Below are 23,514 nucleotides of genomic sequence, written 5' to 3'. Positions count from 1 at the left end.
CAGAGAACAACCAACACCTGCCGCTCGGAACGTACCTATCAGAAGGAGGCCGCGAAACGCCTTTGCCCCGTCAAGGTTGGCCAGTCCGGTCACGGTGGTGAAAAGACGCAGGAAACCCGCGGAAGCCCGTGTCACCGGCATTCGGGGATGGGCCGACCTCGCGACAGCGAAAGCTCCCGGAACACCTGCCACAGAAGGCTTCCTACGACACAAAGACCGTGCCCGGCAGAAAGCCTTTGTACGACCGAACTCTCGCTCGGCGGGCCGGGCAGAAGCCAACCGGCATAAGAATTCGTCAGCGGCCGGGCCGGGGGAACATCTCCCCGGCCAGCGGTTCTCCAGGGGTCATATCGAGCGGCTCGGTCACCGGGTGCGGTGCACCGGAGAACTTCGTCTCGGCGTCCATGTAGATGGCCACGTGCGCCAGCCGCGCCTGGTCGGTGCGGTTGGGGGTCGCCATGTGGCCGGTGTAGCTGCAGTGGAAGGTGCAGTCGCCGGCCCGCAGGGGAACGGTCACCCGCGGCACCCAGCGAAGCGACGGGTCGAGGTCGAAGAGGTCCTCCTCGTCGCGGAGGTTCTGCGGGCGGAACCCGGTCAGCTCCTGCGTGCCGGGCAGGAAGGTCATGCATCCGCGCTCGGGTGGCACGTCGACCAGCGCGATCCAGGCCGACAGCGAATGGCGGTCACCGGTGTGCGGCCAGTACGGCCGGTCCTGGTGGAACTCCGTGGGCGCCTCGTTGTGCGGCTCCTTCACCAGCATGTGGTCGTGCCAGATGCGCAACGGAATTCCGGCGAGCTGTTCGGCCACCCCCGCCAGTCGCGGGTGCAGGGTGAGCTCGCTCATCGTCGGGTCCTGGCGCCAGACGTTAACCAGCTGGGTGAACACCCGGTCCTTCGCGAGACTCTCCGACCGGTGCGCCTCCAGGAAGCGCTCGGCCGCGTCACGGAAATGCTCGACCTCCGCACGATCGAGTACGCCTCGCACCCGGACGAAGCCGTCGCGACGGTAGCGCTCGACGAGTTCGGGTTCGAGCCGACCTGTGCTGTCGACGTCGCTGCGCCATTCGAGTACGCCGCTCGTCGTCATGGGATGCCGCCCCCTCGTGGGTGGTCGCCGGTACTGGCGTGCTTGGCGTCTGGCGATGATCCTGGCACGAGTACGGGCAGGTGCCACCCGCTGCCGGTTCGCTGGGCCACACTCGGCCAAACCCCTCGGTACGTTGGGACGCGCACCCGCTCCCGTCCGAAGGAGCCACCATGTCCCGGTGGTCACCGGCGGGGGCACCGGCATCGACCGCGCCGTCGCCCTGCGGTTCGAGGCCGCCGGACTTCGACCTCGACGAGCCGGACAGCCTGGAGTCTCTCTCCGAGCAGTGGCGCACGAACTGCACCGCCAACGTCGATCGCGGCGGAGAAGGGCGCCGGGGCGTACGGCGCGGCCAAGGCGGCCTTCGGCCAACTGGAATCTCGGCGCCGCCGCCGAGCTCGGCACGCGGGGGATCACGGCGCGCGGCACATCACCGGCCAGGTGCTGCCGTGAACGGCGGCGCCCACACCACTCGGTGAGCAGGCGTTCTCGGTGAGCGACACCTCCTGGTGAGCAGCGCCTCGCTCTGGCGAACGTCCCCGGCCCCTGCGAGCGGTCTCCCCTCTGGGCCATCGGGGGTGGCGGCCGTTAGGGTCGCCGACTGTGAACACCATCCCGGACCCGGCCACCACCCCGACTGCCGCCTCGCCCGCTGTCGCGGCCCGAACGGCGGCGCCCACACCACTCGGTGAGCAGGCGTTCTCGGTGAGCGACACCTCCTGGTGAGCAGCGCCTCGCTCTGGCGAACGTCCCCGGCCCCTGCGAGCGGTCTCCCCTCTGGGCCATCGGGGGTGGCGGCCGTTAGGGTCGCCGACTGTGAACACCATCCCGGACCCGGCCACCACCCCGACTGCCGCCTCGCCCGCTGTCGCGGCCCGAACGGCGGCGCCCACACCACTCGGTGAGCAGGCGTTCTCGGTGAGCGACACCTCCTGGTGAGCAGCGCCTCGCTCTGGCGAACGTCCCCGGCCCCTGCGAGCGGTCGCCCCTCTGGGCCATCGGGGGTGGCGGCCGTTAGGGTCGCCGACTGTGAACACCATCCCGGACCCGGCCACCACCCCGACTGCCGCCTCGCCCGCTGTCGCGGCCCAGGACGTCCCAGCCGACGCAGCCCCCACGATCCGTGCGGTGAGCGGGGAGGAGCTCCTCACCACCGCCTACCCGCTGTGGGCGTACGCCTTCCAGGGCTCACCTGTCTCCGACGAGACGGTCGACCGCTGGCGGACCGAGCTCGCCTCCGGCGAGGGTGAGGACGACTCCCGGGTCAACCTGGTCGCGTTCGGCGGCGGCGAGGCGGAGGCCGTCGTGGGCGGGATCTCCATGCGGCACAACGTCCGCGGCTCGGTGTTTCCGATGGTCGGGATCAGCGGGGTGGCGACCCACCCGAAGGCCCGCCGGCGCGGTCACGTCCGCACTCTGCTCACCCGGATGCACGAGCAGATGCGCGACAGCGGGCACGTGCTGAGCACGCTCTACCCGTTCCGGCAGTCGTTCTACGAACGCTTCGGCTACGTCGGGTTCCCCAAGCCGCGCAACATCCGGCTGGAGGCCGGCGGCCTGGAGCGGATGCTGCGGGTCGAGGTGCCCGGCGAGGTGAGCGTCCACCGCATCGGCGAGGTGTTCGACGACTACTACGCGCTGCTGGAGACGCTGCTCGGCGAGCGCCACGGGTTCTCGGTCTTCAACCGGGCCGGCACCGTGGGAGTGGCGAAGGAGAACAAGCACTGGATCGCCCTCGCCCGCCACGAGGGTGAGATCGTCGGCGCGCTGCTGTACCGCACCAACGGTTTCGGCGAGGAGCTCCAGGGCCGGCAGCTGCTCACCCGCGGCCCGATCGGGCGGACGCTCCTGCTGCAGTGGCTGGCCCGGCATCACGACCAGTACAGCTCGTTCACGTTCGAGCTGCCGCCGGACGAGCGCCCCGACCTGTGGTACGTCGACCTCGCCTACGACGACGAGACCAAGGTCAGCGGCCCCAACCACAGCTCACCGATGGGCCGGGTCCTGTCGGTGCCCGGGCTGGCCGGGATCACGACGGGCACCGCCCGGGCGACGATCGAGGTGGTGGACGACCCGTTCGTGGCCGGCACCTGGACGCTGGACGGACGCGGCGGGACGCTCGAGGTCACTTCCGGCAGCGCGTCCGGCGGCAACGGCGCGGGCACCGGAGCCACGGCGCGGCTGACCTCGCACGGGTTGGCCGCCCTGGTCTACGGCGTCATCGACCCGGCAGAGCTGGCGCTGCAGGGCTACGGCACCGTCGACGCCGAGACTGCCCAGGAACTGCGCACGATGTTCCCGCCCGCCGCGCCGTACCTCTTCTCCGGCTTCTGATTCGCCGTTGGTGATTCGCGGCTGGTGACTCGCGGCTCCGGTTCACCGTTCTGGCTCACCGGCGGTCGACAGCAGCGGGCAGCGCCCGGGAACTCCCGGGCGCTGCCCGCCCGTCACCGGGCTCAGCCGAGCCCGGCGCCGCCCTTGCTGGCGAGGTACATCTCGAACGCCTCGCGAGCGAGCTGGGACACGGTCTTGCCGTCCCGCGCAGCCTGCTCCTCGGCCATCGCCCGAAGGGCAGGCGGAGCACGGAACGTCACCTGTGGCGAGCGACCCTGCCCACCCAGCGACGGCCGGCCCCGGCCCCTCGCGCCCTCGGGCTCCACGCGCGGTGCCGGAATGTGCCCGGCACCGTACTCGCCCCGTTCCTCGGATACGAGCCTTACGCCGGTGCCCACGTCCAGCGTGGAATTCTCGGTCATCCCGACCCTCCTCCTTCGCAGGTAATCGGAAAATGTGTGATGCACGGGGAAGTGATCACATCCTCCGATCGAAACGCCGAGCACCTGCGGCCTCGCCCCCCGACAAGGGCGCGTACGCCGGCGAACTTCGTCCCGTTCGGATTCTCAGGGTGTTGTTGCGGGGGTGTTGTCCTCGATCTCCAATCTCGCGATCTCGGGATGATGCAGATCAAATGCCGGACTGTCGGACCGGATCCGGGGCATGGAGGTGAAGTTGTGGCGCGGTGCGGGTGACGCCGTCGCCCACTCCAGCGAGCGACCCCAACCCCAGGGGTCGTCGAGCTCCACTTTCGGGTGGTTGCGCGAGACGAAGACGTTGAGAAGGAACGGCAACGTGGACATGCCGAGCAGGAACGCACCGATGGTGGACACGGTGTTGAGGGTGGTGAACCCGTCCTCCTGGTGGTAGTCCACGTAACGGCGCGGCATTCCCTCCACGCCGAGCCAGTGCTGCACCATGAAGGTCAACTGGAATCCGACGAACAGCGTCCAGAAATGGATCTTCCCCAGTCGTTCGTCCAGCATCCGGCCCGTCATCTTCGGCCACCAGAAGTAGAAGCCGCCGAACATCGCGAACACCACGGTCCCGAACACGACGTAGTGGAAGTGGGCCACCACGAAGTAGGTGTCGGTGACCTGGAAGTCCAGCGGCGGCGACGCGAGGATCACCCCGGTCAGCCCGCCGAAGAGGAACGTCACGAGGAAACCGATCGACCACAGCATCGGCGTCTCGAACGTCACCGAGCCCCGCCACATCGTCCCGATCCAGTTGAAGAACTTCACCCCCGTCGGGATCGCGATGAAGTACGTCATCAACGAGAAGAACGGCAGTTCGACGCTGCCCGTGGCGAACATGTGGTGCGCCCACACCGCCATCGACAGCGCCGAGATGGCGATCGTGGCAGCCACCATCCCGACGTACCCGAACAGCGGCTTGCGGCTGAAGACCGGAATGATCTCGGTGATGATCCCGAAGAAGGGAATAGCGATGATGTAGACCTCGGGATGGCCGAAGAACCAGAACAGGTGCTGCCACAGCAGCGGCCCGTGCGACGTGGCGTCATAGACCTTCGCGCCCAGCCTGCGGTCGGCCTCCAACATGAGCAACGCTCCGGCGAGCACCGGGAACGCCACGATGACCATGATGCTGGTGAGCAACACGTTCCAAGTGAAGATGGGCATCCGGAACATCGTCATGCCCGGCGCGCGCAGGCACACGATCGTGGCGATGAAGTTGACCCCACCGAGGATGGTGCCCAGCCCGGCGAGGTAGAGACCCATCACCCACAGGTCGCCACCGAAGGTCGGCGAGTAGGTCGGTCCGCTCAGCGTGGTGTACGCCGTCCAGCCGAAGGCCGCCGCGCCGTCGGGGTCGGCGAACGACGACAGCACGATCAGTCCGCCGAACAGGAACATCCAGTAGCTCAGCATGTTCATCCGCGGGAACGCGACGTCCGGCGCCCCGATCTGCAACGGCATGATGACGTTCGCGAAACCGACGAACAACGGGGTCGCGAACAACAACAACATGACGGTGCCGTGGATGGTGAAGAACTCGTTGTAGAGCAGCACGCCTCGGTCGCCGCGAAAGACCTGCTGTCCGGGGCGGGCGAGTTCCGCGCGCATGAACATCGCCATCACGCCGGCGGCCAGGAAGAAGACGAAGGACGTGACGAGGTACAGCTTGCCGACGACTTTGTGATCGGTCGTCGTCAGCCAATGGACGACGAGAGTTCCGATACTGCGGCGTACCACCGGCCCAGGCCGCGACACACCCCGCACTTGAGTAGCCATCAAGTCCCCCGGACTGCGATCCAACATGGATCGTTGCCCGGGCCACAAAAACCGAAACGTAAGGCCGGTGGACCGATTGTGCGGCACTGCGAGACATCGGTCGCGAGGACCGTTGTTCGAAGAGTTCTCTCACCCGTCGGCGTTCGGCGAGAACTCTCTCATGGTCGCGTTATCGACGAGCCCGCTCGTTTCGCCTGCGCGCGTGGATGGCGACGCTGACCCATAGCCAGACCAGCGGAAAGACCGGCCAGGGGTGATGGTCGTGGTTGCTGGTGGCCACCCAGTGTCCGAGCATCACGGCCGACAACAGCACCACGATGAGGGTGTGGATCAGCAGGCCGGGATCGGCCCACCGCCGGCCGTCGGACGCCAGCGCCGGTCTGGCCGGGGCCCCTGTCCGCACCGGCACCGCCGGGCTGCTCACGGGAAGGTCGGCGACCAGGGCTGCCAGCTCGTGGCGGTACCTGCTGGCGAACACACCGGTGAGCCGCTCGTCGGATTCCTCGAGCGTCAACCGGCCCTCGGCGGTGGCCTCCTGGATCCGCCGCGCCACCTCGTCGCGTTCCTGGTCCGACGCCCTCATCGGCTGGTGCTCGGTGCTCATGCCTCATAGTCGCTCGCGCACCGGGCACCGGCAATCGCCCATGCGGACGACTCCTGCCTACGCCGTGGGGCGTACCGGCTGTCCCGGGGAGTGGGGCACGGGGAGTCCCTGTCAGAGGAGGGTGCTCCAGTATGACCAGAACCGGCCCCCGACCAGCACCAGGATCACCATGATCCACGCGGTCAGGATCGTCGCGTGGTAGCGGGTCAGCACTCCCGCGACCTTCCGGCCGGCGGCGCCGACGGGCAGGTGGCCGCGGTCGAGGTTGTGCAGCGTGGTGTAGAGGAACATCGGGATGGTCACGAACCACACCACGACGCAGTACGGGCACACCGCACCGATCCGGTAGAGCGTCTGGTACATCAGCCAGTGCACGAAGATCACCCCGAGCACCGTGCCGGCCTGCAGGCCCAGCCAGAACCACCGCCGGAAGGTGGCGCCGGCCAGCAGCGCGGCGCCGATGGTGAGAACCACCGCGAACCCGGCCACCCCGAGCAGCGGGTTCGGGAACCCGAACGCCGCCGCCTGCTCGGTCTTCATCACCGAACCGCAGGAGATGATCGGGTTCAGGTTGCAGCTCGGGACGTACTTCGGGTTGATCAGCAGCTCGACCTTCTCGACCATCAGCACGAACGCCGCGGCCAGGCCGATCACACCGCCGATGACGTACAACAGCGGAAGCAGCCGGGGAAACGGCCCCTCCGACCCGGGCACCCTCGCCCAGGCGCGCGGACGGGCCGCCGCCTCGAGTTCCTCGTCGTCGAATTCGTCGTCGAACTCGTCGTCGAGTTCCGCGTCGTCCGGATCGGCCAGGTCGGGTGCGCTGTCGCGCGGTTCGTCCTGGTCGACGGCGTTCGTCGGCGCAGCGGGAGGATCGGTCGGCGAGTGCGGCATGTGAGCCCCCGGGTGTTCGGCGTTCAGCGTCGTCCATCTTCCAGTGGCGACCCGCGCCGGCCGCGACCGGGTTCGGCCAACGCCTCGTTCGGCACCAGTTGTCCGCTGGTGTCCGGACAGCGTTCGCTCAGCGTTCGGCGAGCTTGGCGAGCCGCGCCAGTGCGTGCCCGAAGAACGGCGTGGACACCCGCCCGAGCCCGGCGAGCACGGCTTCCCCGATTGGTCCGCCGGGCGCGGGGAGATCCTCCCGCCAGGTGAAGCGGCACCGGTCCGCCGCGAGGGGCTCGATCTCGAACGTCCCGGTCCCCCGCAGCACCCGGCCGTCGTGCCGGACGACGCAGCGGCCCGGCGGCGCCCAGTCGACCACCTCCATCGGGTCGGTCACGCCGGCCGGCCCGACCCCGGTGACCGCCTCCAACCGGGTGCCGAGTCCTTCGCGGGGGCCGGGCAGGACCCGGACCTTCGTGAGGGGCATCCACTCACCCTGGCGTTCCCAGTCGACCAGCAGGTCCCAGACCCGCCGCGCCGGGGCGGCGATCTCCCGCGACGCGCTGATGTCCATTCCGCGACCCTACCGACCCCGCTCACCCGGCGGTGTCCGCCAGCACCGCTCGGTGACCCGCCCGTGCCTGTGGGCGTCCGCCGGGACGCCACGGCCAATCCACTCGCGTCCTCGCGGGCGGGCGTGCGAGGCTTTGCCCCATGGCCAGCAAACAGCGGGGTAAGCCCGAATCCGCGTCCACCCCGGCGCCAGACGCCGCAGAGGTGCCCGACACCCAGGACGGCGCCGAGGCACCCGAGGCAACCAACGGCGACAGCGAGGACGACGTACGCCGTAAGTTCCGCGAGAGCCTGGAGCGGAAGCGTCACCAGCACCGGGACCAGCTCGCCGAAGGGACCGGCAAGGCGTCGCAGAAGATCCAGGAAGGGCTCGCTCCGACCACCGGTCGGCGGTCCTTCCGGCGCAAGAGCGGCTGACGCCAGCGTTCGGTTGAGCAGCGTCCAGTTGAGCGGTGCTCAACTGGACGGTGCTCAGCAGGGCAGCGCGGCGGTCAGGTCGAGTTCGACCCGCTGACCGGCGTAGCCCAGCTGAGCCACCCCGAGCAGCGTGCTCGCGGTCGTGAACGCCGGAGCCAGCTCCGAGGCGTTGAACCACTGCCAGACCGAGCCGAGCTCGTCGTTGCGCGAACTCACGACGTAGATCACCGAACGCACTACGTCCTCGGGAACTGCGCCGACCACCTCCAGTACGACCAAGGCGTTGGCCACGATCTGGTCGACCTGGGGTTCGAGTTCGCCGGGCGCCACCACGGCGCCGGTCCGGTCCAGCGGGCACTGGCCGGCGAGATAGGCCGTCCGGCCGGCCTCCACCACGGTCACGTGGTGATAGCCCGGAGTCGGGTGCAGGTCGTCGGGGTTGGTTCGGGTGATCAGTCTGGACATGCCGTGAGTATCCCGAGGGTTCAACGGCTCCGCTGCAGCCGGACCAGGGCGTCGATGGCGTCCCGGGTCTCACCGCCGGTGGTGTGCACCGGACGCCGTACCCGCTCGGCCCGCTCCACGATCCAGTCCGCCGCCGCGCCGTCTGCCCCGGCGTTCAGGTCGCCCAGGATGTCGTCGGGCGTGAACAGCACCCGCGGGTCCTGCGGACCGCCGACGCCCTCGGTGAGGTTCGTGGTGTCGTGCCCGACGACCAGCAGTACGCCGCCCGGCGCGACCGCGTTCGCCGCGTGCCACAAGGCCCGGCGCCGCTCGTCGGCGACCAGGTGCAGGTAGATCACACACACCAGGGAGTACGCCCCGGCCGGCCCCACCTCGTCCCGTACGTCGGCCACCTTCCAGGTGATCCGGTCGGCGACGTCCGCAGCCTCGGACCCGGCCAGCCGACGGCCTCGCTCGACGGCGACGCCGGAGAAGTCCACGGCGGTGACCTCCCAGCCGCGTCGGGCCAGCCAGATCGCGTTCCGGCCCTCACCGGCCGCGAGATCCAGGGCGTGTCCGGGCGGCAGGTCGGCGGTCTCGGCGGCCAGCCACCGGTTGGGCTCGGCACCCCAGACGAGTTCGACCGCGGCGTACCGCTCGTCCCATCCCGCGCCGTCCATGCCGCTCGCGCCACTCATGCGGTCATGCTGTCAGCTACGCGCACACCGGAGGGAGGCGAGGGCGGGTCGATGAGACGTCCCACGGGTGTCATCGCCCCGGTGCGGCCCGCAGCATGCGGAGCACGCCCCGGTGACCGGCGCAGGCGCCGCGGTGTCCGCCGTCCATGCTGATCGCGTCGTCCCGGCACTGCACCAGGAAGCCGGTCCCTGCCCAGAAGTCCGTCGTGCAGCGGAAGTACCCGCAGATCCCGGGCTCCGGACTCGCGATCGGCCGGCCGGTGGTGCAGAAGTGGTAGCCGTACGGATTGGCCGGCGCTCCGCACCGGTCCGCCTCGCCGGACGGGCCGGCCGCTCCTGAGCCAGACGACCCGGCCGAGCCGGACGACCTGGCCGAGCCCGACGACCTGGCCGACCCTGCCGACCCTGACAGTCCGGCCGAGTGCCCGGCCCTCGACGAGCCGGCCGAATTCGCGGGGTCCTGGGCCGGCAGATCACGGCCGCGACCCTGCCCGCCGCCGGCCGAGGGGGATGGTTCGCGGGTCGCCGGCGTCGGCTGCCGCGGGGTCACGGCGCCGTTCGGCCGCGTGCGGGAGGCCCGCGGGGACGGGTCGGAGGTGCGGCCGGCGTCCGGGCCGAGCCCCTGAGCATCGGAATCGGCGTTCACCTGGTCCGGCCCGTGTGGGCCCAGGTTTTCGGTGTCCACCTCGGCGCCGCCGAGGCCGGCCGCGGCGAGCGTTCCGGCCGGCGTCGTCGACGGTCGAGGGAACGCCGGGAGCGCCGGCAACGCCATGGAGGCGAGCGCGAGCGTGACGGCCACCCCCGCCACGCACTGGGTGACGCGCCGCGCCGCGGAGGCGCCGGAAGGGCCGGCGTACAGCCTGGCGAGTGCGGCCAGCGGCAGCGTCAGGGGATTCGGCGCGTCAGCCGGACGGGCTGTCGACGGTGGCAGCGGACGCTCCCGCTGGTGTGCCGCGCGCAGCCGCTCCAGGTGCGCGGCGAACACGGTCCTCCGGCCGGCGATCTCGGCCAGTGCGCGGATGAGGTGGAAGCGGAAACCGGCGACGGCGTACGGGTCGAGCATCAGCCCTGACCCCGGGCCGTCGTGGGGGCCGCCGGCGGACAGCCAGGTGAGTGCGCGGTCGGGGTCGTGGGCGAGCGAAGCGATGCGGACAAGCGCCCATTCGCGTCGCTCGGCGCCGCCGAACACCACCCGCCGGTCGGTGATCGCGAGCGGTCCGGTGTCCACCAACCGAAGCTCGGCAGGCACCCGGTCGTCGAACGGCCCGGCGAGCTGCGACGGCGTGAAGTCGTGGAACCGCGGGCGCCGCAGGGTGGGCACGGGACCGGCCGCGCGGACCAGCCTGACCGACGGCGAATGCCACCAGACCCGTTCGCCGGGCCGCAGGTCCAGCCAGGGCACCTGGTCGGCAGCCACCGGGCGCGGCGTACGCGCCGTCGCCGCCAGCGACCGGAGTTCGGCGTCGGCGCGCGCCCAGACCGAACTCGCCCGCTCGTGCTCGCGTCGACGGCGGGCGTTCTCCCGGCGCGCCCAACCGGTGCGCCAGGCAGCCAGGCGGGTACCTGCCGATGTCGCCATGACCTCCCCCGACGGTACGAAAAGGAACCCACAAGCTAACCGTGACAAGGGCTTGTGAGGGTACAGTTCCGGAAACTTTGTAAACAATCATGTTCGATCCACCGAAACCTCCCGTCCCAGAACGCGGTTTGGTCACTGATAGCAGCAATAAGCAGTACGTCGGGCCGCTTTGGTTACGATCCGCTGCAAGGACACATTCGCCGCGGCCGATCGATCGGAGGCCTTTCGGCGCGGCGACGGGCTCCGTGGGGGTATTCAGTTGCGGACGAGCGGACAGGTACATGCCCCGCTCCGCCCGTCGGCAGTGGGCGAGATTCGGCTCGGGGCCGTTGTGGTGACCATGGGAAACCGCCCGGCGGAGCTTTCCGCACTGCTGGCCTCGCTGACCCGGCAGACCGACCCACCGGACCGGGTGGTGGTGGTCGGCCAGGGAACCCGGCTGACCGCGCTGCCGCCTGGGGTCGAAGGCATCGAGCTCCCTGTCAACCTCGGATTGCCCGCGGGCCGCAACGTCGCGCTGGCCCGGCTGCGCGCGCACGGCGACGTCGACGTCGTGATGTACCTCGACGACGACGGCCTGCTGCCCGACCGCCGGACCGCCCAGAAGGTGCGCGACGCGTTCGCCGCCGACGCCGACCTCGGCATCATCAGCTTCCGGATCGCCGACGAGCAGGGCGTGACCCAGCGCCGGCACGTCCCGCGCCTGCGCGCCCACGACCCGCTTCGGGCCTCCCGGGTGACAACGTTCCTCGGTGGGGGCAACGCCGTCCGGATGGCGGTGACGGAGCAGGTGGGCGACTGGCCGGCGGAGTTCTTCTGGGCGCACGAGGAGACCGACGTGGCCTGGCGGGCGCTGGACGCGGGCTGGCGGATCGACTACCGGCCCGACATCCTCCTCCAGCACCCGCGCACCTCGCCCGCCCGGCACCAGCTCTACTACCGGATGAACGCCCGCAACCGGGTCTGGCTGGCCCGTCGGCACCTGCCCGGACTGCTGGTCCCGATCTACCTGGCCGTGTGGGTTCTGGTGACGGTCGTCCGCAGACCGCCGTTCGCCGGCCTGCGGGCCTGGGCGGGCGGCTTCGTCGAGGGCTGGCGCAGGCCCTGCGGTGGCAGGCGGCCGATCCGCTGGCGCACCGTCTGGCGGATGACCCTGCTCGGGCGGCCGCCGATCGTGTGAGGACGGCGCGGTCAGGAGGTCGGCTGCCGGTCCTCCCGACGGCCGTCCCCGGTACGCCGGTCCTGACCGCCCTGGCTCGGCCGGCTCTGGCTGCTCCCCTGCTGGCTGCTCCCCTGCTGGGTGACCTCGTGCTGTCCACCGCCGAGATCTGCCTCGTACTCGATCTGCCGGAAGCCCATCACGGTGAAGTAGGCCAGGACGAGCGAGGTCAGCGAGACCAGCGCCAGCCCGACCGCGGCCCACCCGACGGCACCGACGTCGACGTTCTCCCCGCCGACCCACTTGAGCGTCGCGAGGGCTGCGAAGAACATCCCCGCCGCGCTCAGTCCGAGCGCCCAGGCACCCACCCGCTTGAACAACCCCGCCAGCCGGGTGCGCTCGGCCACACCGAGGTCGTTCGGTTCACTCGCCCGGACCCGGACGGAGGCGCCGACGGCGGCGGTGATCAGCGGGGTGGTGGGACTGTTCGCACGAGGTGCCCGATCCGGAGCAGACGCGCCCGGTGCGGGTGCAGCCGGTGCGGGTGCAGCCGGTGCGGGTGCAGCCGGTGCGGGTGCAGCCGGTGCGGGCGCGGCCGGAGCTCCGGGGGCCGGCGTGGTGGGCGGAGTCTCCCGCACCGGGCTTTCCCGCATCCGGTCGGTGGGCGGCCCGCCGACCGGCGTCCGGTCGGTCGGCGTAGGGCCAGTGGGCGTACGAACGTCCGGCGCGGCCGACCTCGGGAGCTGAGCAGACGCCAGCGCCAGCACGGCCCCGAGCCGCGCCCGCATCCGCTGGGTCGGGTCGGGTGAGCTCGGATCTTCCGAAACCGGGCCCTCCGGTGGTGCGCTCATCGGGTCCCCCTACCACGGGAGGCGTACCTCTGCGTTCTCTCCGTTGTAGGTGGACCCGGCCCGGGCGTAAAGCCCCGAACGCACCGGTCGCGGATCCGGCGACCACTGCGCGGCCGACCTGGGCGGCCGGACCTCGCAGGCGTCAGCCGTTGCCCTGGGCGCCATCGAGGACAGGGAACAGGCGGTCCCGGTGGCGCTGGAGCGCGGGCGGCCGATCATCGGCGCCGGGCCGTTGCGGTGGAAGAGGCGCGCTTGCAGGTATACCGCCGGGTATACCTGTGCCGTGCGCGGGCCGCCCCCTCGTCACCCCACCGGTCGGTATAGTCGGGTCGCATGCGAGAGCTCACCCCGGCCGGCCGCCGGATCCTGGACGCGGCCTCCGCTCTCTTCTACGACCAGGGCATCCATGCCGTGGGCGTGGATGCGGTGGCGCGTGCCGCCGGGGTGACCAAGAAGACGCTGTACGACTGCTTCGGCTCCAAGGACGTCCTCGTCGCCTGTTATCTCCGGGCGCGCGACGAGCGCTGGCGAGAATGGCTGACGTCCTACGTCGACCACCACGCGGCCGCGCGAACGAGCACGGGCAGGCGGGCGAGCACGGACAAGGACAGAGACGGGGACAGGGGCGGGGACGGCGCCGCCGACAGGAAGGTCGGCGTCGAGCGCGTCCTCGCCACCTTCGACGCGCTCGAGCAGTGGTCCCGGCGGGAGAACACCCGCGGCTGCGCCTTCGTCAACGCCCTCGCCGAGCTCCCGGAGAACGCCGACCATCCCGGGCGCGGGGTCATCCTGGAGCAGAAGCGCTGGCTGCTCGGTTACCTCACGGACCTGGTGAGGGCCGCGGGCATTCGCCGGCCCGGCACCGTCGCGGCCGGCCTGCTCGTCCTCCACGAGGGCGCGAGCGTCAGCTACGGGACCGGCGTACCCACCCGCGCCGTCGCCCAGGCCAGACGACTCGCCGCTCTCGCCCTCGCCGACAACGCCTGACCCCGGGCAAGGCCCGCCAGACAAGGGCCCGCCAGACAAGGGCCCGCCAGACAAGGGCCCGCCAGACAAGGGCCCGCAAAGGCACGGCCGGGCTGCTCACGAGCGGCGGTAGTCGCTCGGCGGCAGGCCGAAGTAGGCGCGGAACCTCCGTGACAGATGGAACTCGTCGGTGTAGCCGAGGGTCCGGGCGATCTCCCTGGTGGTCATGTCTGTCACACGCAAGAGCGTCGCGGCGGTCTGCAGCCGCCGAGCGTTGCGGAACGCCAGCGGTGACTGGCCGACCTCGGCGGCGAACCTCCGCCGGAACGTGTCGTACGGCAGCCCGACCTCGCAGGCGACCGACCGCATGTCGAGGCGGCCGGTCAGGTCGTCGGCGAGCCGGTCGACGGCTGCGGCCACGGCAGGACTCGGGCCCTCCGACTCCTCCGGCCCGGTCACGTCCAGCAGCCAGTCGGCGAACGCCACCAACTGGTGCTCGGCCGCCTGCACCGACCGCGGCGTGGAGGCCAGGATGGTCCGCAGCGCGGCGGCCGACGGGGCCGGGCGCGGATACCGCGGGCCGGCCTCAGCCAGCACACCCGCCCGGGCCAGGGCGTCGAACAACGGACCGGTGAAGACGACGAACACCTCCGTCCAGGTCCGCCCGCCGAGGGTGCCGTACCAGTGCGGCCGGCCGGGCGGGACCAGCGTGTGCGCGCCCGGGGTGACCGGCTCCTCCCGGCCGTCGGCGTGCCGGTAGCGGCCGTGCCCCGCGAGCACCACCGACAGGACGTACGCCTCCATCACCCGCAGCGGCGACGGCATCATCGGCTCGTCGTCGACCACCTCGCCGGCCAGCACCAGCTGGCCAAGCCTGGTCACCGGTGCGGCGGACACGGCGATCCTGGTGCCGGAGTCCATGCCCGCGAACGTACCCGGGCGTCCGGACCGGCGGGCCACCCGGGCGCCAGAACGTACATGTCCCGGCCAACGTGACCATTCCACTCCGGCGGCGCCGCGGCCTAGCGTCGGGCGTACACCGACGGCGCACAGACCGCACCGACCCGCTGGAGGCAGCGACCCATGACCTCGACCGAGGAGTCCAGGACCGCCCTGGTCACCCCGCAGATGCGGGAGCAGTACGAGAACGACGGCTACTTCATCCTCGAACGCGCACTGAGCGACGAGCAACTGGAACTGCTTCGCGGCGGTGCGCAGTACTCCATGGACAAGCTGGACGCCGCGATGGAGGAGGCGGGCACCGACCGGATCGGCATCAACGCCCGCGGCAAGCGCTACTTCAGCCACATGATCTACCGCGACCGGCCGGAGCTTCGGCAGTTCCTGTTCAGCGAGCTGATGCGGGAGATCTGCCGGGCGACGCTGGGCGAGGAGGCGTACCTCTTCTGGGAGCAGTACGTCATCAAGGCCGGCGACCCGGACACGGCGTTCGCCTGGCACCAGGACTCCGGCTACGTGCACGAGGACCACGCGCCCTACCTCACCTGCTGGATCGCGCTCGACGACGTGACGGAGGAGAACGGCTCGGTCTACCTGCGGCCGTACTCGCGTTCCGGCATCCGCTCCTACGTCAAGCACATCCCGGACCCCCGGGTGAACGACCTCGTCTGCTACTTCGGCGACGACCCCGGCATGCCGGTGACGGTGCCCGCAGGGTCGATCGCGGTGTTCTCCAGCGTGGTGATGCACCGCAGCGGCCCGAACCTCACCGACAGGCTGCGCCGGGTCTACCTCGCGCAGTACTCCAAGGAGGTCATCATGACCAAGGACGGCTCCAAGCCGTGGGGTGAGTTCGAGCAGTTCCTCGCGGGCGGAGAGGTCGTCGGCCGGATCGACGTCGACTGAGTACGCCACTCGGGTCAGCTCGGCCCGGCCACCGTGTTCCGCCCCTCGCCGAAACCGGTCGCCCGTCACGCCGGCCGAGGCGGCCGCCGGGCTCCATCGCCAGTTCCGGAGGGAATAGGGTCGTTCGCGGGGCGGGCCTCGGGTTCCGCCCCTCGACACGTTCCAGAAGGGTCGCGAGGAAGGGGCCCCGGGACACCGAGCCTGCCGCGGAGGTCGACCATGCCCGCCGACGACGCCACCCTCACCGGACTGCTGGCCCGGCCGGCCCTGCGCGCGGCCGTCGACCGAATGGTGCCGGCAGACGACTTCCCGTCCGGATGGGACGCCGGAGTCGGTGACTTCCTGGCCCGGATCCTGCGGACCGAACTCCCCCACGCGGTCGAGTTGCTAACGGCCGGACTGGATCTGCTCGACGCCGAGGCGGATGCGCGGGCGGAATCGAGGTCCGGCGACGGCGGAGGCACCACGGGCTTCGCCGCGCTGGCCGACACCGGCCGGGACGAGGTGCTCGACGCCCTGCGCGCCGGGCAGACCACCGCCGACTGGAGCGGTGTGGACCGGTCGGAGTTCCTCCGACTGATGGAGTCCCTTGCTGTGCAGGGTTTCTACGCCGATCCGGACAACGGCGGCAACCGCGACGGCGTGTCCTGGCGGATGGTCGGCTACCGCGCGGCGCCGCAGGACGCCGAGTGGCCGGCACCTGAGGCACTCACCGTCAAGTTACCGTTGACACCGTTCGGCGACCTGGAACCGCACTACGACGCCATCGTCGTCGGCGCCGGCGCCGGCGGGGGCACCGCGGCCTGCGTGCTCGCCGAGGCCGGCTACCGCGTCCTCGCCGTCGAGCGCGGCGACTTCCTGCGCACCGAGGACCTGCGCGGAGACCACCTGCGCAGCCACCGCGCGTTGTTCGGATACGCGCAGAGTGCCGGGCCGGTCGCGTCCGGGCACCCGCGGGTCTGGGCACCTGACGGCGACGAAGAGGTGGTCGTCGGGCCGACCGACGGGCGCTGGAGCAACAACGCGATGACGGTCGGCGGCGGCACCCGGGTTTTCGGCGCGCAGGCCTGGCGGTTCGTGCCGGAGGACTTTCGGATGGCCTCCGTGTACGGCGTGCCCGACGGCAGCTCACTGGCCGACTGGCCGCTGTCGTACGACGATCTGGAGCCCTACTACGACCGCGCCGAATGGGAGCTCGGAGTGGCCGGCGACCCGGCCGGGTTCACCGGTGCCGGTCCTCGCCGGCGAGGACTGCCGATGCCGCCGTTGCCGGGCAACCTGTCCGGTGCGCGGCTCGCCGCCGGCGCACGCGACCTCGGCTGGTCCACCGGCCACGTTCCGCTGCTGATCAACTCCACTCCCTACGGCGGGCGGCCTGCCTGCGTACGCTGCGGCCAGTGCGTCGGCTTCGGCTGCCCGGCGGAGGCCAAGAACGGCAGCCACAACACCGTTCTCCCCCGCGCGCTGGCGACCGGCCGGTGCGACCTCGTCACCGGCACGTTCGCCGAACGCGTGGTCACCGACGACAGCGGCCGGGTGACCGGCGTCGCGCTCGCCACCCTCGCCGGTGGCTCCGGCCCGGCCGACGGTGAGGTACGCCGTCGCACGCTCACCGCCGACCAGGTGATCCTGGCCGCCGGAGCCATCGAGACCGCGCGGCTGCTGCTCAACAGCGCGTCCGCCACGGAACCGACCGGCCTGGGCAACCGGCACGACCAGGTGGGCCGCAACCTGCAGGGGCACGTGTACGCCGGTGCGCTCGGCATCTTCGACGACGTGGTGCAGAACAGCGCCGGTCCCGGCCCGACGATCGCCACCCACGACTTCCGCCACCACAACGACGGCCTGGTGGGCGGCGGGATGCTGGCCAACGACTTCGTGCCGATGCCGCTCGCGACGTACAACCTGCTCACCGGCGCCGGGGTCATCCCGCGGTCCGGTGCCGCGAGCAAGCGCGGCATGCGTGAGCTGTACCAACGCACCACGATGGTGATGGGACCGCTGCAGGAGACGCCGAACCCACGCTCACGGGTCACGGTCGATCCGCGGGTACGCGACGTCTTCGGGATGCCCGTGGCCCGGCTGTCGGGCGGCGTGCTCGACCTCGACCGGCCCACGGCGGCGATGCTGCAGCGGCGCGCGGCGGAATGGCTCGCGGCGAGCGGCGCGACGCGCACGGTGCCGAGCGGCGGGGTGGGCCGTGGCCCGAGCGGCGGCCAGCACCAGGCCGGCACCTGCCGGATGGGCACCGACCCGGCGACGTCGGTGACCGACCCGAAGGGCCGCGTGTGGGGGCACGACAACCTCCGCCTCGCGGACGGGTCGCTGCACGTCACCAACGGCGGTGTCAACCCGGTCCTGACGATCTTCGCGATGGCGTTCCGGGTCGCCGACCTGCTGGCGAAAAAGGGCTGAGTCTGCGAGCCAGGTCGCCCGCGCCCCGGGCGTGGTGCGGCCGGCCGGAGAGGTCAGTCGTCGGCGACGTTCATGTGCATGCGTACGGTCGTGCCGGATGCCGTGGCGATCTGCACCAGGTCGCAGATCTCGTTGACCAGCAGGAGCCCGCGACCGCCCTGCTGCTGCGGTGCCCGCGACGCCACCGGCGTGGGATGGCGGCCGATCAGCGGGTCGTTCACCTGGCCCTGGTCACTCACCTCACAGACGAGGCGGCCGGTCTCCCGCCAGACGCGCAGGACGCCCTGACCCCCGGCGTGCACCAGCGTGTTGGTGGCGACCTCGTTGACGGCGAGGACGAGATCGTCCCGGCGGGAACTGTCCAGGCCGGCCAGCACGGCGTGGGCGTACACGAGTTGGCGCACCTGTGCCAGTTCGTACGCACCGAACGTCAACCGCTCCGGAACACTCTCCGGCTCGGGCAGGTCGCTCAGGAAGGACATCGCCAGGTCGACGGGATCGCGGTAGGAAAGGCTCGCCCAGGTGTCCTCACTGGTCACCACGGTGGGGTGCGTACGCGCCGCGTCCTGCAGCACGTGCGCGGGAAGCGTGCTCACCTCGTACGGACAGACCACGGACAGCTCGCGATCGGCGAACGCGACGTTGATCAGCGCCTCGTGTGCGACCACCGCGGCGTAGTCGGCCCGGGGGCGTTCGGGCCACATCGGCTCACCCACGATCAGCACCCGGCGGTCGGGGTACTCGTCGGCGAACCGGCCGAGCACACCGGAGATCAGCCGGGTGGGGTTGCGTCCCTCGCGGGTCATGTCGAGCCAGCGCACGCGGCCCGCGTCACTGCCCAGTGCGCCCTGGAGCAGCTCGGTGCGGGACCGGCGGGCGACCACCGCGACCGGTTGGCCGGACGCGAACGCCTCGGCGAACCGCGGCAACAGGGCCGCGCTCAGCGCTGCCCGGTCGCGGTAGAAGAATGCCTCGTGCACGAGGGGTCCGACCCGCGACGCGTGATCCACCGCGGCCGGCTTTATCGGCGTGCCGCCCACCCGGCCAGTATGCGACCGCGATCACCTCACGCCAAGGCGCCAAGTGCGGCTTGACACCGTTCGCGTGCACAGATCCCGTTATGGGACAGGAGATTCGGCCTCAGCTTCCCTCGGCCAGGCCGAGCTTGCGGCGCAGGTCGTCGCGGCGCTTCTCCAGGGTTGCGATGATCGCCTGCTGCTCCTCCTCAGCGGTGAGTTCGGCCGCCACGTCCCCGGCGTCGTTGGGAGGGTCGAAACGGGTGCCACCGAGCGCGCGTACCTCGTCGAGTTCCCTTCGCAGTCGCGCGAGGTCTTCCTCGACCTGCTGCAGCTCCTGGCGGGGATCGGAGTCCGGCGTCGTCGTCATCTGGGTCCTCCTGGTTCAGCGATCGGGTCCGGGGGGGGTGCGGAGCCGCGTTCGGAGATCCTTGGCGCCGCATCCCACCTCCAAACCTATGCCGACCGAGCGGGTCTCCCGAGGCGCCGTTTCCGCACGTTCGGTGGTCGGGCGCGCTGCGGGTGCGCCGAGGCGTCAGCCGATCACCGAGGACTCGTCGATCAGCCACCGGCCGTTCCGCTTCACCATCGTGAAGCTGCGCCGCTCCCGGTCGGTCCCACCACTCTTGAGGTGGTAGGTGATCCGGGCCCGGACGACGTTGCCGCTGGTGCTGACGTCACTGGCCGACACGTCGCTCATCCGCGCCCAGAAGCGCTGGTAGCCGTCGTACCCACCGGCCCTTCGTTGGTACCGAGGGGTCAGCTGGGACCAGCCCCCGGAGGTGTTCTCCGGCAGCATGGAGTAGTAGGAGGACACCGCCTCGCCCTGCGACTGACGCGGCTCCTTCTTGGTGGGCTTCGGGCTGGGCGACTTCCGCGTCTTCGTCGGCGTGGGCTTGGGCGTCGGGCTCGGCGACTTCGTGGTCGGGGTCGGGGTCGGGGTCGGCGACTTCGTCGTGGGAGTCGGGCTCGGCGACTTCGACGTCGGGGTCGGCGTGCTGCGCGGGGTCGCCGGATCGGTGGTGGCGCCGGTGACCGGACCGGCGTCCGGCTTGTCCCGGCGGTCCAGCACGAACGCGACACCTAGTCCGGCGATCAGCACGACGGCGACCACCGCCGCCACGATCGCACCGAACCGGCGCCGCCGGCTGTCACCACCGGCTCCACCAGGACCGGCCGCCGCAGGCTCGGAGTCCTCCGGCGGGAACGGCGTCGACGGCGTACGAGGCGAGAAGTCGCTTAGCCCGGCACCGGCGGCGGCCCCGGCTCCCACGGCCCCGGAAGCGCCGGCCCCGGAAGCAGGCTCGGACGGGGCGGGCCGGGAAGCACCGGTGGCGTCAGCGCCGGGTACCGCCACCGGCGTGTCGAACCGCCTGGTCGTGTCGGCGTCCTCACCCTGGGCCGGAGTGCCGGACAGCCGGGCGCTGACCGCCGCCAGCTCGCGGGCCACAGCACCGGCCGGCGGGCGATGACGTGGGTCGGCTCGCAGGACGCGCTGGAGCACGTCGGCCAGTGGGCGCGGCGCCCGGCGCGGCGGGGCGACCTGCGCCGACGCGACCTGGTGCAGCAAGGCGATGGGGTTCTCGCTGCGACCGAACGGCGGCCCGCCCTCTACCGCGGCGTACAGCGTGGAACCCAGCGAGAAGACGTCGGAGGCGAACGTGGCGTCCTCGCCCTTCGCCACCTCCGGCGCGAGGTAGGCGGGAGTGCCGGAGATGAGCCCGGTCGCGGTCACCGTCACGTCGCCGACGGCGCGGGCGATTCCGAAGTCGGCGATCTTCACCACGCCGTTGTCACCGAGCAGGACGTTGCCGGGCTTGATGTCACGGTGCACGACGCCGGCCGCGTGCGCGGACGCCAGCGCGCTCGCCGCCTGCCGGCCGATGCTCGCCACCTCGGCCGCCGGGAGCGAACCACGCTCCTCCAGCACCTCCGACAGGCTCCTGGAGGGGAGGTACTCCATCACCAGGCAGGGATGCCCGTCGTCCTCGACCACGTCGTAGGTGGCGATGACGTGCGGGTGCTGGATGCGGGCGGCGATGCGGCTCTCCCGCATCGCGCGAAGCTTCGCCTCCTCGGCCTGGGTGCCGGTGAGGTAGGCAGGCAGCAGCAGACGCTTGACCGCGACCGGTCGGTGCAGGCGCTCGTCGACGCCTCGCCAGACGACACCCATGCCGCCGCTGCCGATCTGCTCCTCCAGGCGGTAACGGCCAGCGATCAGCCGGTCGTTCTCGCTCATGCCGTGCTCCCCTTCATCGGCTCCGTGGCGACATCGCGCGGTTCCGGACTACGTGGGCCCGGTTGCATGGGCCCCGATTGCGTGGGTCCAGTCGGGTCTGTACCTGATCCGCTGCACGAACCCTAGCCGTGCGCGCCGACGCCCGTAGCCGCGAGGCCGGGCCGCGTTTGCGCAACCCAAAGTCGGGCAGGCCCTGGGAAACGGGGATCAGCGCTGAACGTACGCGGTAACGAGGAGGCTGACATGTCCAGCGAAGAATCGATCGTGGTCGACGTTCCGATCCGGACCGCCTACAACCAGTGGACTCAGTTCGAGGACTTCCCCCGGTTCATGTCCGGCGTGGAGAAGATCACCCAGATCGACGACGTCCACAACCACTGGGTCACCAACATCGGTGGTGTTCGCCGGGAGTTCGACACCCGCATCACCGAGCAGATCCCGGACGAGCGGGTGGCGTGGACCACGGAGAGCGGTTCGCCCACACAGTCGGGTGTCGTGACGTTCCACCGGCTGGACGAGAACCGCACCAAGGTGATGGTCCAGATCGACATCGAGCCGCAGAGCCTGGTGGAGAAGGCCGGGGAGAAGCTCGGACTCGTGGAACGCCAGGTCAGGGCCGACCTGGCAAAGTACAAGGAATGGATCGAGTCCCGGGGGACCGAGACCGGCGGCTGGCGGGGCGGAGTCGACCGGCCCACCCCCTGAGCCTGAATCAGCACGGCCCGGCGCGCGAGACCCCGCCGCCGGCCGTCGTCGGCGCACTGCGTTGCCCGGTGTGCGGGAGTTCACTGACCCGCGCACCGGGCGTTCTGCGTTGTCCGCAGCGGCACAGCTTCGACGTCGCCCGCCAGGGGTACGTCAACCTGCTCAGCGCGCGGTCCCGGCCGCCGCTGGCGGACTCCGGCGACATGGCCACCGCCCGGGCGGAGTTCCTCGCCGCGGGCCACTACGCACCACTGGCGGGCCGCCTGTCCGAAGGCGTTGCCGCCCTGCTGCCCACTGACCTGCACGAGGGTCTGGTGGTCGACGCCGGCGCCGGCACGGGCTACTACCTCGGCGCCGTACTCGACCGGCTACCTGCCGCCTCCGGTCTCGCCCTGGACGCCTCCGTACCGGGGCTGCGCCGCGCCGCCCGCTCACACGAGCGGGTGGGCGCGGTCGGCTGGGACATCTGGCAACCGTGGCCGCTGGCCACCGGTTCGGCCTCGGCGGTGATGAACGTCTTCGCACCACGCAACCCCGCGGAGTTCGCGCGGGTTCTGCGTCCCGGCGGCGTGCTAGCGGTGGTGACGCCGACGGCCGGGCACCTGGCCGAGCTGCGCACTCTGGTGACGATGCTGGACGTGCACGAAGGCAAGCTGGACCAACTGGACTCGTCGCTGGCCGGGGAGTTCGAACCGGCCGTACGCGAGACCAGCACGGTCGAGCTGACGCTCTCCCCCGACGACGTACGCCGCGTCGTCGCGATGGGACCGAACGCGCACCACCTCGACCGGGGTGACCAGCGCGCCCGGCTGGCCGAGCTGACCGAGCCGGTGCGCGCCACCGCGTCGTTCGTCCTGTCGTTCTTCCGGCGCGCCGGGAAGGACCGGTAGCACTCCCCAACGAGGCCGGAACGGCGCGGCCCCGGCCCGGTCGCGGCCGCGCCGCCGCTCAGCCGAGGTCGAAGCTCGCCCCACCGACCGGGCGCAGCGCCACCACCGGGATGATCCGGTCGGTCTTGGCCTGGTACTCACCGAAGCCCGGGGCCACCGCGACCTGGCGCGCGTACAGCTCGTCGCGTTCGGCGCCGCTCACTTCGTCGGCGGTCACCTCGTACGACCTGGTGCCGATCTCGACCGTGGCACGCGGGTTGGCGCGCAGGTTGTGGTACCACGCCGGGTGCCTGGGTCCGCCGGCGTACGACCCGAACACGAGGACGCGGTCGCCGTCGGCGAGATACATCAGCGGCGAGATGCGGGGCTTCCCCGACCTCGCCCCGGCGGTGGTGAGCAGCAGCAGGCTCGCGCCCTCGAACGGCCCGCCGACCTTCCCGTCGTTCGCCCGGAACTCCTCGATGATCCGGGTGTTCCAGTCCTTCGTCTCGTCGGTTTCGCTGGTGTCAGTCATGGGTTCTCCGCTTCGTTCGT

Annotated in this window: 25 protein-coding genes; 10 read left to right on the top strand and 15 right to left on the bottom strand. The window is 71.2% G+C overall.

All coding sequences use genetic code 11. The features are described 5' to 3' along the window. Positions 1–295 precede the first annotated feature (295 nt). Positions 296–1,087, bottom strand: a complete 792-nt coding sequence (locus BLU27_RS09980) for a phytanoyl-CoA dioxygenase family protein (protein WP_092652646.1) — start codon at positions 1,085–1,087, stop codon at positions 296–298. 603 nt (positions 1,088–1,690) lie between these two features. On the opposite strand from BLU27_RS09980, the gene BLU27_RS30835 reads away from it, so the two are divergent. From BLU27_RS30835 to BLU27_RS09975, 3 genes are all read left to right on the top strand, one after another. Next, complete coding sequence (locus BLU27_RS30835) at positions 1,691–1,813, top strand: hypothetical protein (protein ID WP_277869289.1); 123 nt, start codon at positions 1,691–1,693, stop codon at positions 1,811–1,813. Positions 1,814–1,903: 90 nt separating this feature from the next. Next, the gene (locus BLU27_RS30830) at positions 1,904–2,026 is read left to right on the top strand and encodes a hypothetical protein (protein WP_277869289.1); all 123 of its coding nucleotides are present in this window, start codon (positions 1,904–1,906) and stop codon (positions 2,024–2,026) included. 90 nt (positions 2,027–2,116) lie between these two features. Beyond that, positions 2,117–3,421: a GNAT family N-acetyltransferase gene (locus tag BLU27_RS09975; RefSeq protein ID WP_092652644.1), complete on the top strand. Its 1,305-nt coding sequence runs from the start codon at positions 2,117–2,119 to the stop codon at positions 3,419–3,421. Between the two features lie 122 nt (positions 3,422–3,543). Here the strand turns inward: BLU27_RS09975 and BLU27_RS09970 are convergent, their stop codons facing one another. The 5 genes from BLU27_RS09970 to BLU27_RS09950 all read right to left on the bottom strand — a co-directional run bounded on the left by BLU27_RS09970 (position 3,544) and on the right by BLU27_RS09950 (position 7,736). Then, positions 3,544–3,843, bottom strand: a complete 300-nt coding sequence (locus tag BLU27_RS09970) for a hypothetical protein (RefSeq protein WP_241827892.1) — start codon at positions 3,841–3,843, stop codon at positions 3,544–3,546. Positions 3,844–3,987: 144 nt separating this feature from the next. Beyond that, a complete protein-coding gene (ctaD, locus tag BLU27_RS09965) occupies positions 3,988–5,676 on the bottom strand; it encodes an aa3-type cytochrome oxidase subunit I (RefSeq protein WP_092652642.1) in 1,689 nt (562 codons plus the stop codon). Positions 5,677–5,845: 169 nt separating this feature from the next. Next, positions 5,846–6,280: a DUF1707 SHOCT-like domain-containing protein gene (locus BLU27_RS09960; protein WP_092652640.1), complete on the bottom strand. Its 435-nt coding sequence runs from the start codon at positions 6,278–6,280 to the stop codon at positions 5,846–5,848. Between the two features lie 111 nt (positions 6,281–6,391). Continuing rightward, positions 6,392–7,174 (bottom strand): vitamin K epoxide reductase family protein, encoded by a 783-nt coding sequence (locus tag BLU27_RS09955; RefSeq protein WP_092652638.1) that lies wholly within the window; start codon positions 7,172–7,174, stop codon positions 6,392–6,394. Positions 7,175–7,301: 127 nt separating this feature from the next. Continuing rightward, positions 7,302–7,736, bottom strand: a complete 435-nt coding sequence (locus BLU27_RS09950) for an SRPBCC family protein (RefSeq protein ID WP_092652636.1) — start codon at positions 7,734–7,736, stop codon at positions 7,302–7,304. Between the two features lie 140 nt (positions 7,737–7,876). Here BLU27_RS09950 and BLU27_RS09945 point away from each other — a divergent pair, with 140 nt between their 5' ends. Further along, positions 7,877–8,152: a DUF5302 domain-containing protein gene (locus tag BLU27_RS09945; RefSeq protein ID WP_172804923.1), complete on the top strand. Its 276-nt coding sequence runs from the start codon at positions 7,877–7,879 to the stop codon at positions 8,150–8,152. Between the two features lie 54 nt (positions 8,153–8,206). Here the strand turns inward: BLU27_RS09945 and BLU27_RS09940 are convergent, their stop codons facing one another. The 3 genes from BLU27_RS09940 to BLU27_RS09930 all read right to left on the bottom strand — a co-directional run bounded on the left by BLU27_RS09940 (position 8,207) and on the right by BLU27_RS09930 (position 10,873). Beyond that, positions 8,207–8,617 carry a RidA family protein gene (locus BLU27_RS09940; RefSeq protein ID WP_092652632.1) on the bottom strand — a complete coding sequence of 137 codons (411 nt, stop codon included), beginning with the start codon at positions 8,615–8,617 and terminating at the stop codon, positions 8,207–8,209. A 20-nt stretch (positions 8,618–8,637) separates the two neighbouring features. Continuing rightward, a complete protein-coding gene (locus BLU27_RS09935; RefSeq protein ID WP_241827891.1) occupies positions 8,638–9,294 on the bottom strand; it encodes a class I SAM-dependent methyltransferase in 657 nt (218 codons plus the stop codon). Positions 9,295–9,364: 70 nt separating this feature from the next. Next, positions 9,365–10,873, bottom strand: coding sequence for a hypothetical protein (locus tag BLU27_RS09930; protein ID WP_092652628.1), 1,509 nt, complete (start codon positions 10,871–10,873; stop codon positions 9,365–9,367). A 340-nt stretch (positions 10,874–11,213) separates the two neighbouring features. On the opposite strand from BLU27_RS09930, the gene BLU27_RS09925 reads away from it, so the two are divergent. Beyond that, positions 11,214–12,053 carry a glycosyltransferase family 2 protein gene (locus BLU27_RS09925; RefSeq protein WP_172804922.1) on the top strand — a complete coding sequence of 280 codons (840 nt, stop codon included), beginning with the start codon at positions 11,214–11,216 and terminating at the stop codon, positions 12,051–12,053. Positions 12,054–12,064: 11 nt separating this feature from the next. Here BLU27_RS09925 and BLU27_RS29830 read toward each other — a convergent pair whose 3' ends face one another. Next, a complete protein-coding gene (locus BLU27_RS29830; RefSeq protein WP_157728380.1) occupies positions 12,065–12,883 on the bottom strand; it encodes a hypothetical protein in 819 nt (272 codons plus the stop codon). A gap of 333 nt (positions 12,884–13,216) precedes the next feature. On the opposite strand from BLU27_RS29830, the gene BLU27_RS09915 reads away from it, so the two are divergent. Continuing rightward, positions 13,217–13,870 carry a TetR/AcrR family transcriptional regulator gene (locus BLU27_RS09915; protein WP_092652624.1) on the top strand — a complete coding sequence of 218 codons (654 nt, stop codon included), beginning with the start codon at positions 13,217–13,219 and terminating at the stop codon, positions 13,868–13,870. A gap of 96 nt (positions 13,871–13,966) precedes the next feature. Here BLU27_RS09915 and BLU27_RS09910 read toward each other — a convergent pair whose 3' ends face one another. Beyond that, complete coding sequence (locus BLU27_RS09910) at positions 13,967–14,770, bottom strand: helix-turn-helix transcriptional regulator (RefSeq protein ID WP_092652622.1); 804 nt, start codon at positions 14,768–14,770, stop codon at positions 13,967–13,969. Positions 14,771–14,932: 162 nt separating this feature from the next. Between BLU27_RS09910 and BLU27_RS09905 the strand changes: the two genes are divergently transcribed. Continuing rightward, a complete protein-coding gene (locus BLU27_RS09905) occupies positions 14,933–15,715 on the top strand; it encodes a phytanoyl-CoA dioxygenase family protein (protein WP_092652620.1) in 783 nt (260 codons plus the stop codon). A 219-nt stretch (positions 15,716–15,934) separates the two neighbouring features. Then, the gene (locus BLU27_RS09900) at positions 15,935–18,130 is read left to right on the top strand and encodes a GMC family oxidoreductase (protein WP_092652618.1); all 2,196 of its coding nucleotides are present in this window, start codon (positions 15,935–15,937) and stop codon (positions 18,128–18,130) included. Between the two features lie 53 nt (positions 18,131–18,183). Here the strand turns inward: BLU27_RS09900 and BLU27_RS09895 are convergent, their stop codons facing one another. The 3 genes from BLU27_RS09895 to BLU27_RS09885 form a co-directional block, all read right to left on the bottom strand. Beyond that, entirely contained in the window at positions 18,184–19,170 is a 987-nt protein-coding gene (locus tag BLU27_RS09895) for a sensor histidine kinase (protein WP_197681765.1), read from the bottom strand. A gap of 100 nt (positions 19,171–19,270) precedes the next feature. Beyond that, the gene (locus BLU27_RS09890) at positions 19,271–19,516 is read right to left on the bottom strand and encodes a hypothetical protein (protein WP_092652614.1); all 246 of its coding nucleotides are present in this window, start codon (positions 19,514–19,516) and stop codon (positions 19,271–19,273) included. 165 nt (positions 19,517–19,681) lie between these two features. Next, positions 19,682–21,385 (bottom strand): serine/threonine-protein kinase, encoded by a 1,704-nt coding sequence (locus BLU27_RS09885; protein WP_092652612.1) that lies wholly within the window; start codon positions 21,383–21,385, stop codon positions 19,682–19,684. Positions 21,386–21,628: 243 nt separating this feature from the next. On the opposite strand from BLU27_RS09885, the gene BLU27_RS09880 reads away from it, so the two are divergent. Both BLU27_RS09880 and BLU27_RS09875 read left to right on the top strand, forming a co-directional pair. Continuing rightward, on the top strand, positions 21,629–22,090 hold the full coding sequence (locus BLU27_RS09880; protein ID WP_092652610.1) for an SRPBCC family protein: 462 nt from the start codon (positions 21,629–21,631) through the stop codon (positions 22,088–22,090). A gap of 68 nt (positions 22,091–22,158) precedes the next feature. After that, positions 22,159–22,980, top strand: coding sequence for a putative RNA methyltransferase (locus BLU27_RS09875; protein ID WP_197681764.1), 822 nt, complete (start codon positions 22,159–22,161; stop codon positions 22,978–22,980). Positions 22,981–23,038: 58 nt separating this feature from the next. On the opposite strand, the gene BLU27_RS09870 is transcribed toward BLU27_RS09875, so the two are convergent. Continuing rightward, positions 23,039–23,494, bottom strand: a complete 456-nt coding sequence (locus tag BLU27_RS09870) for a nitroreductase family deazaflavin-dependent oxidoreductase (protein WP_092652607.1) — start codon at positions 23,492–23,494, stop codon at positions 23,039–23,041. Positions 23,495–23,514: the final 20 nt, after the last annotated feature.

It is taken from the genome of Actinopolymorpha singaporensis, from assembly GCF_900104745.1.
GTDB lineage: Bacteria > Actinomycetota > Actinomycetes > Propionibacteriales > Actinopolymorphaceae > Actinopolymorpha > Actinopolymorpha singaporensis.
Note: the sequence above shows the minus strand (reverse complement) of the source record. Positions and strands in the feature narration are given on the sequence as shown.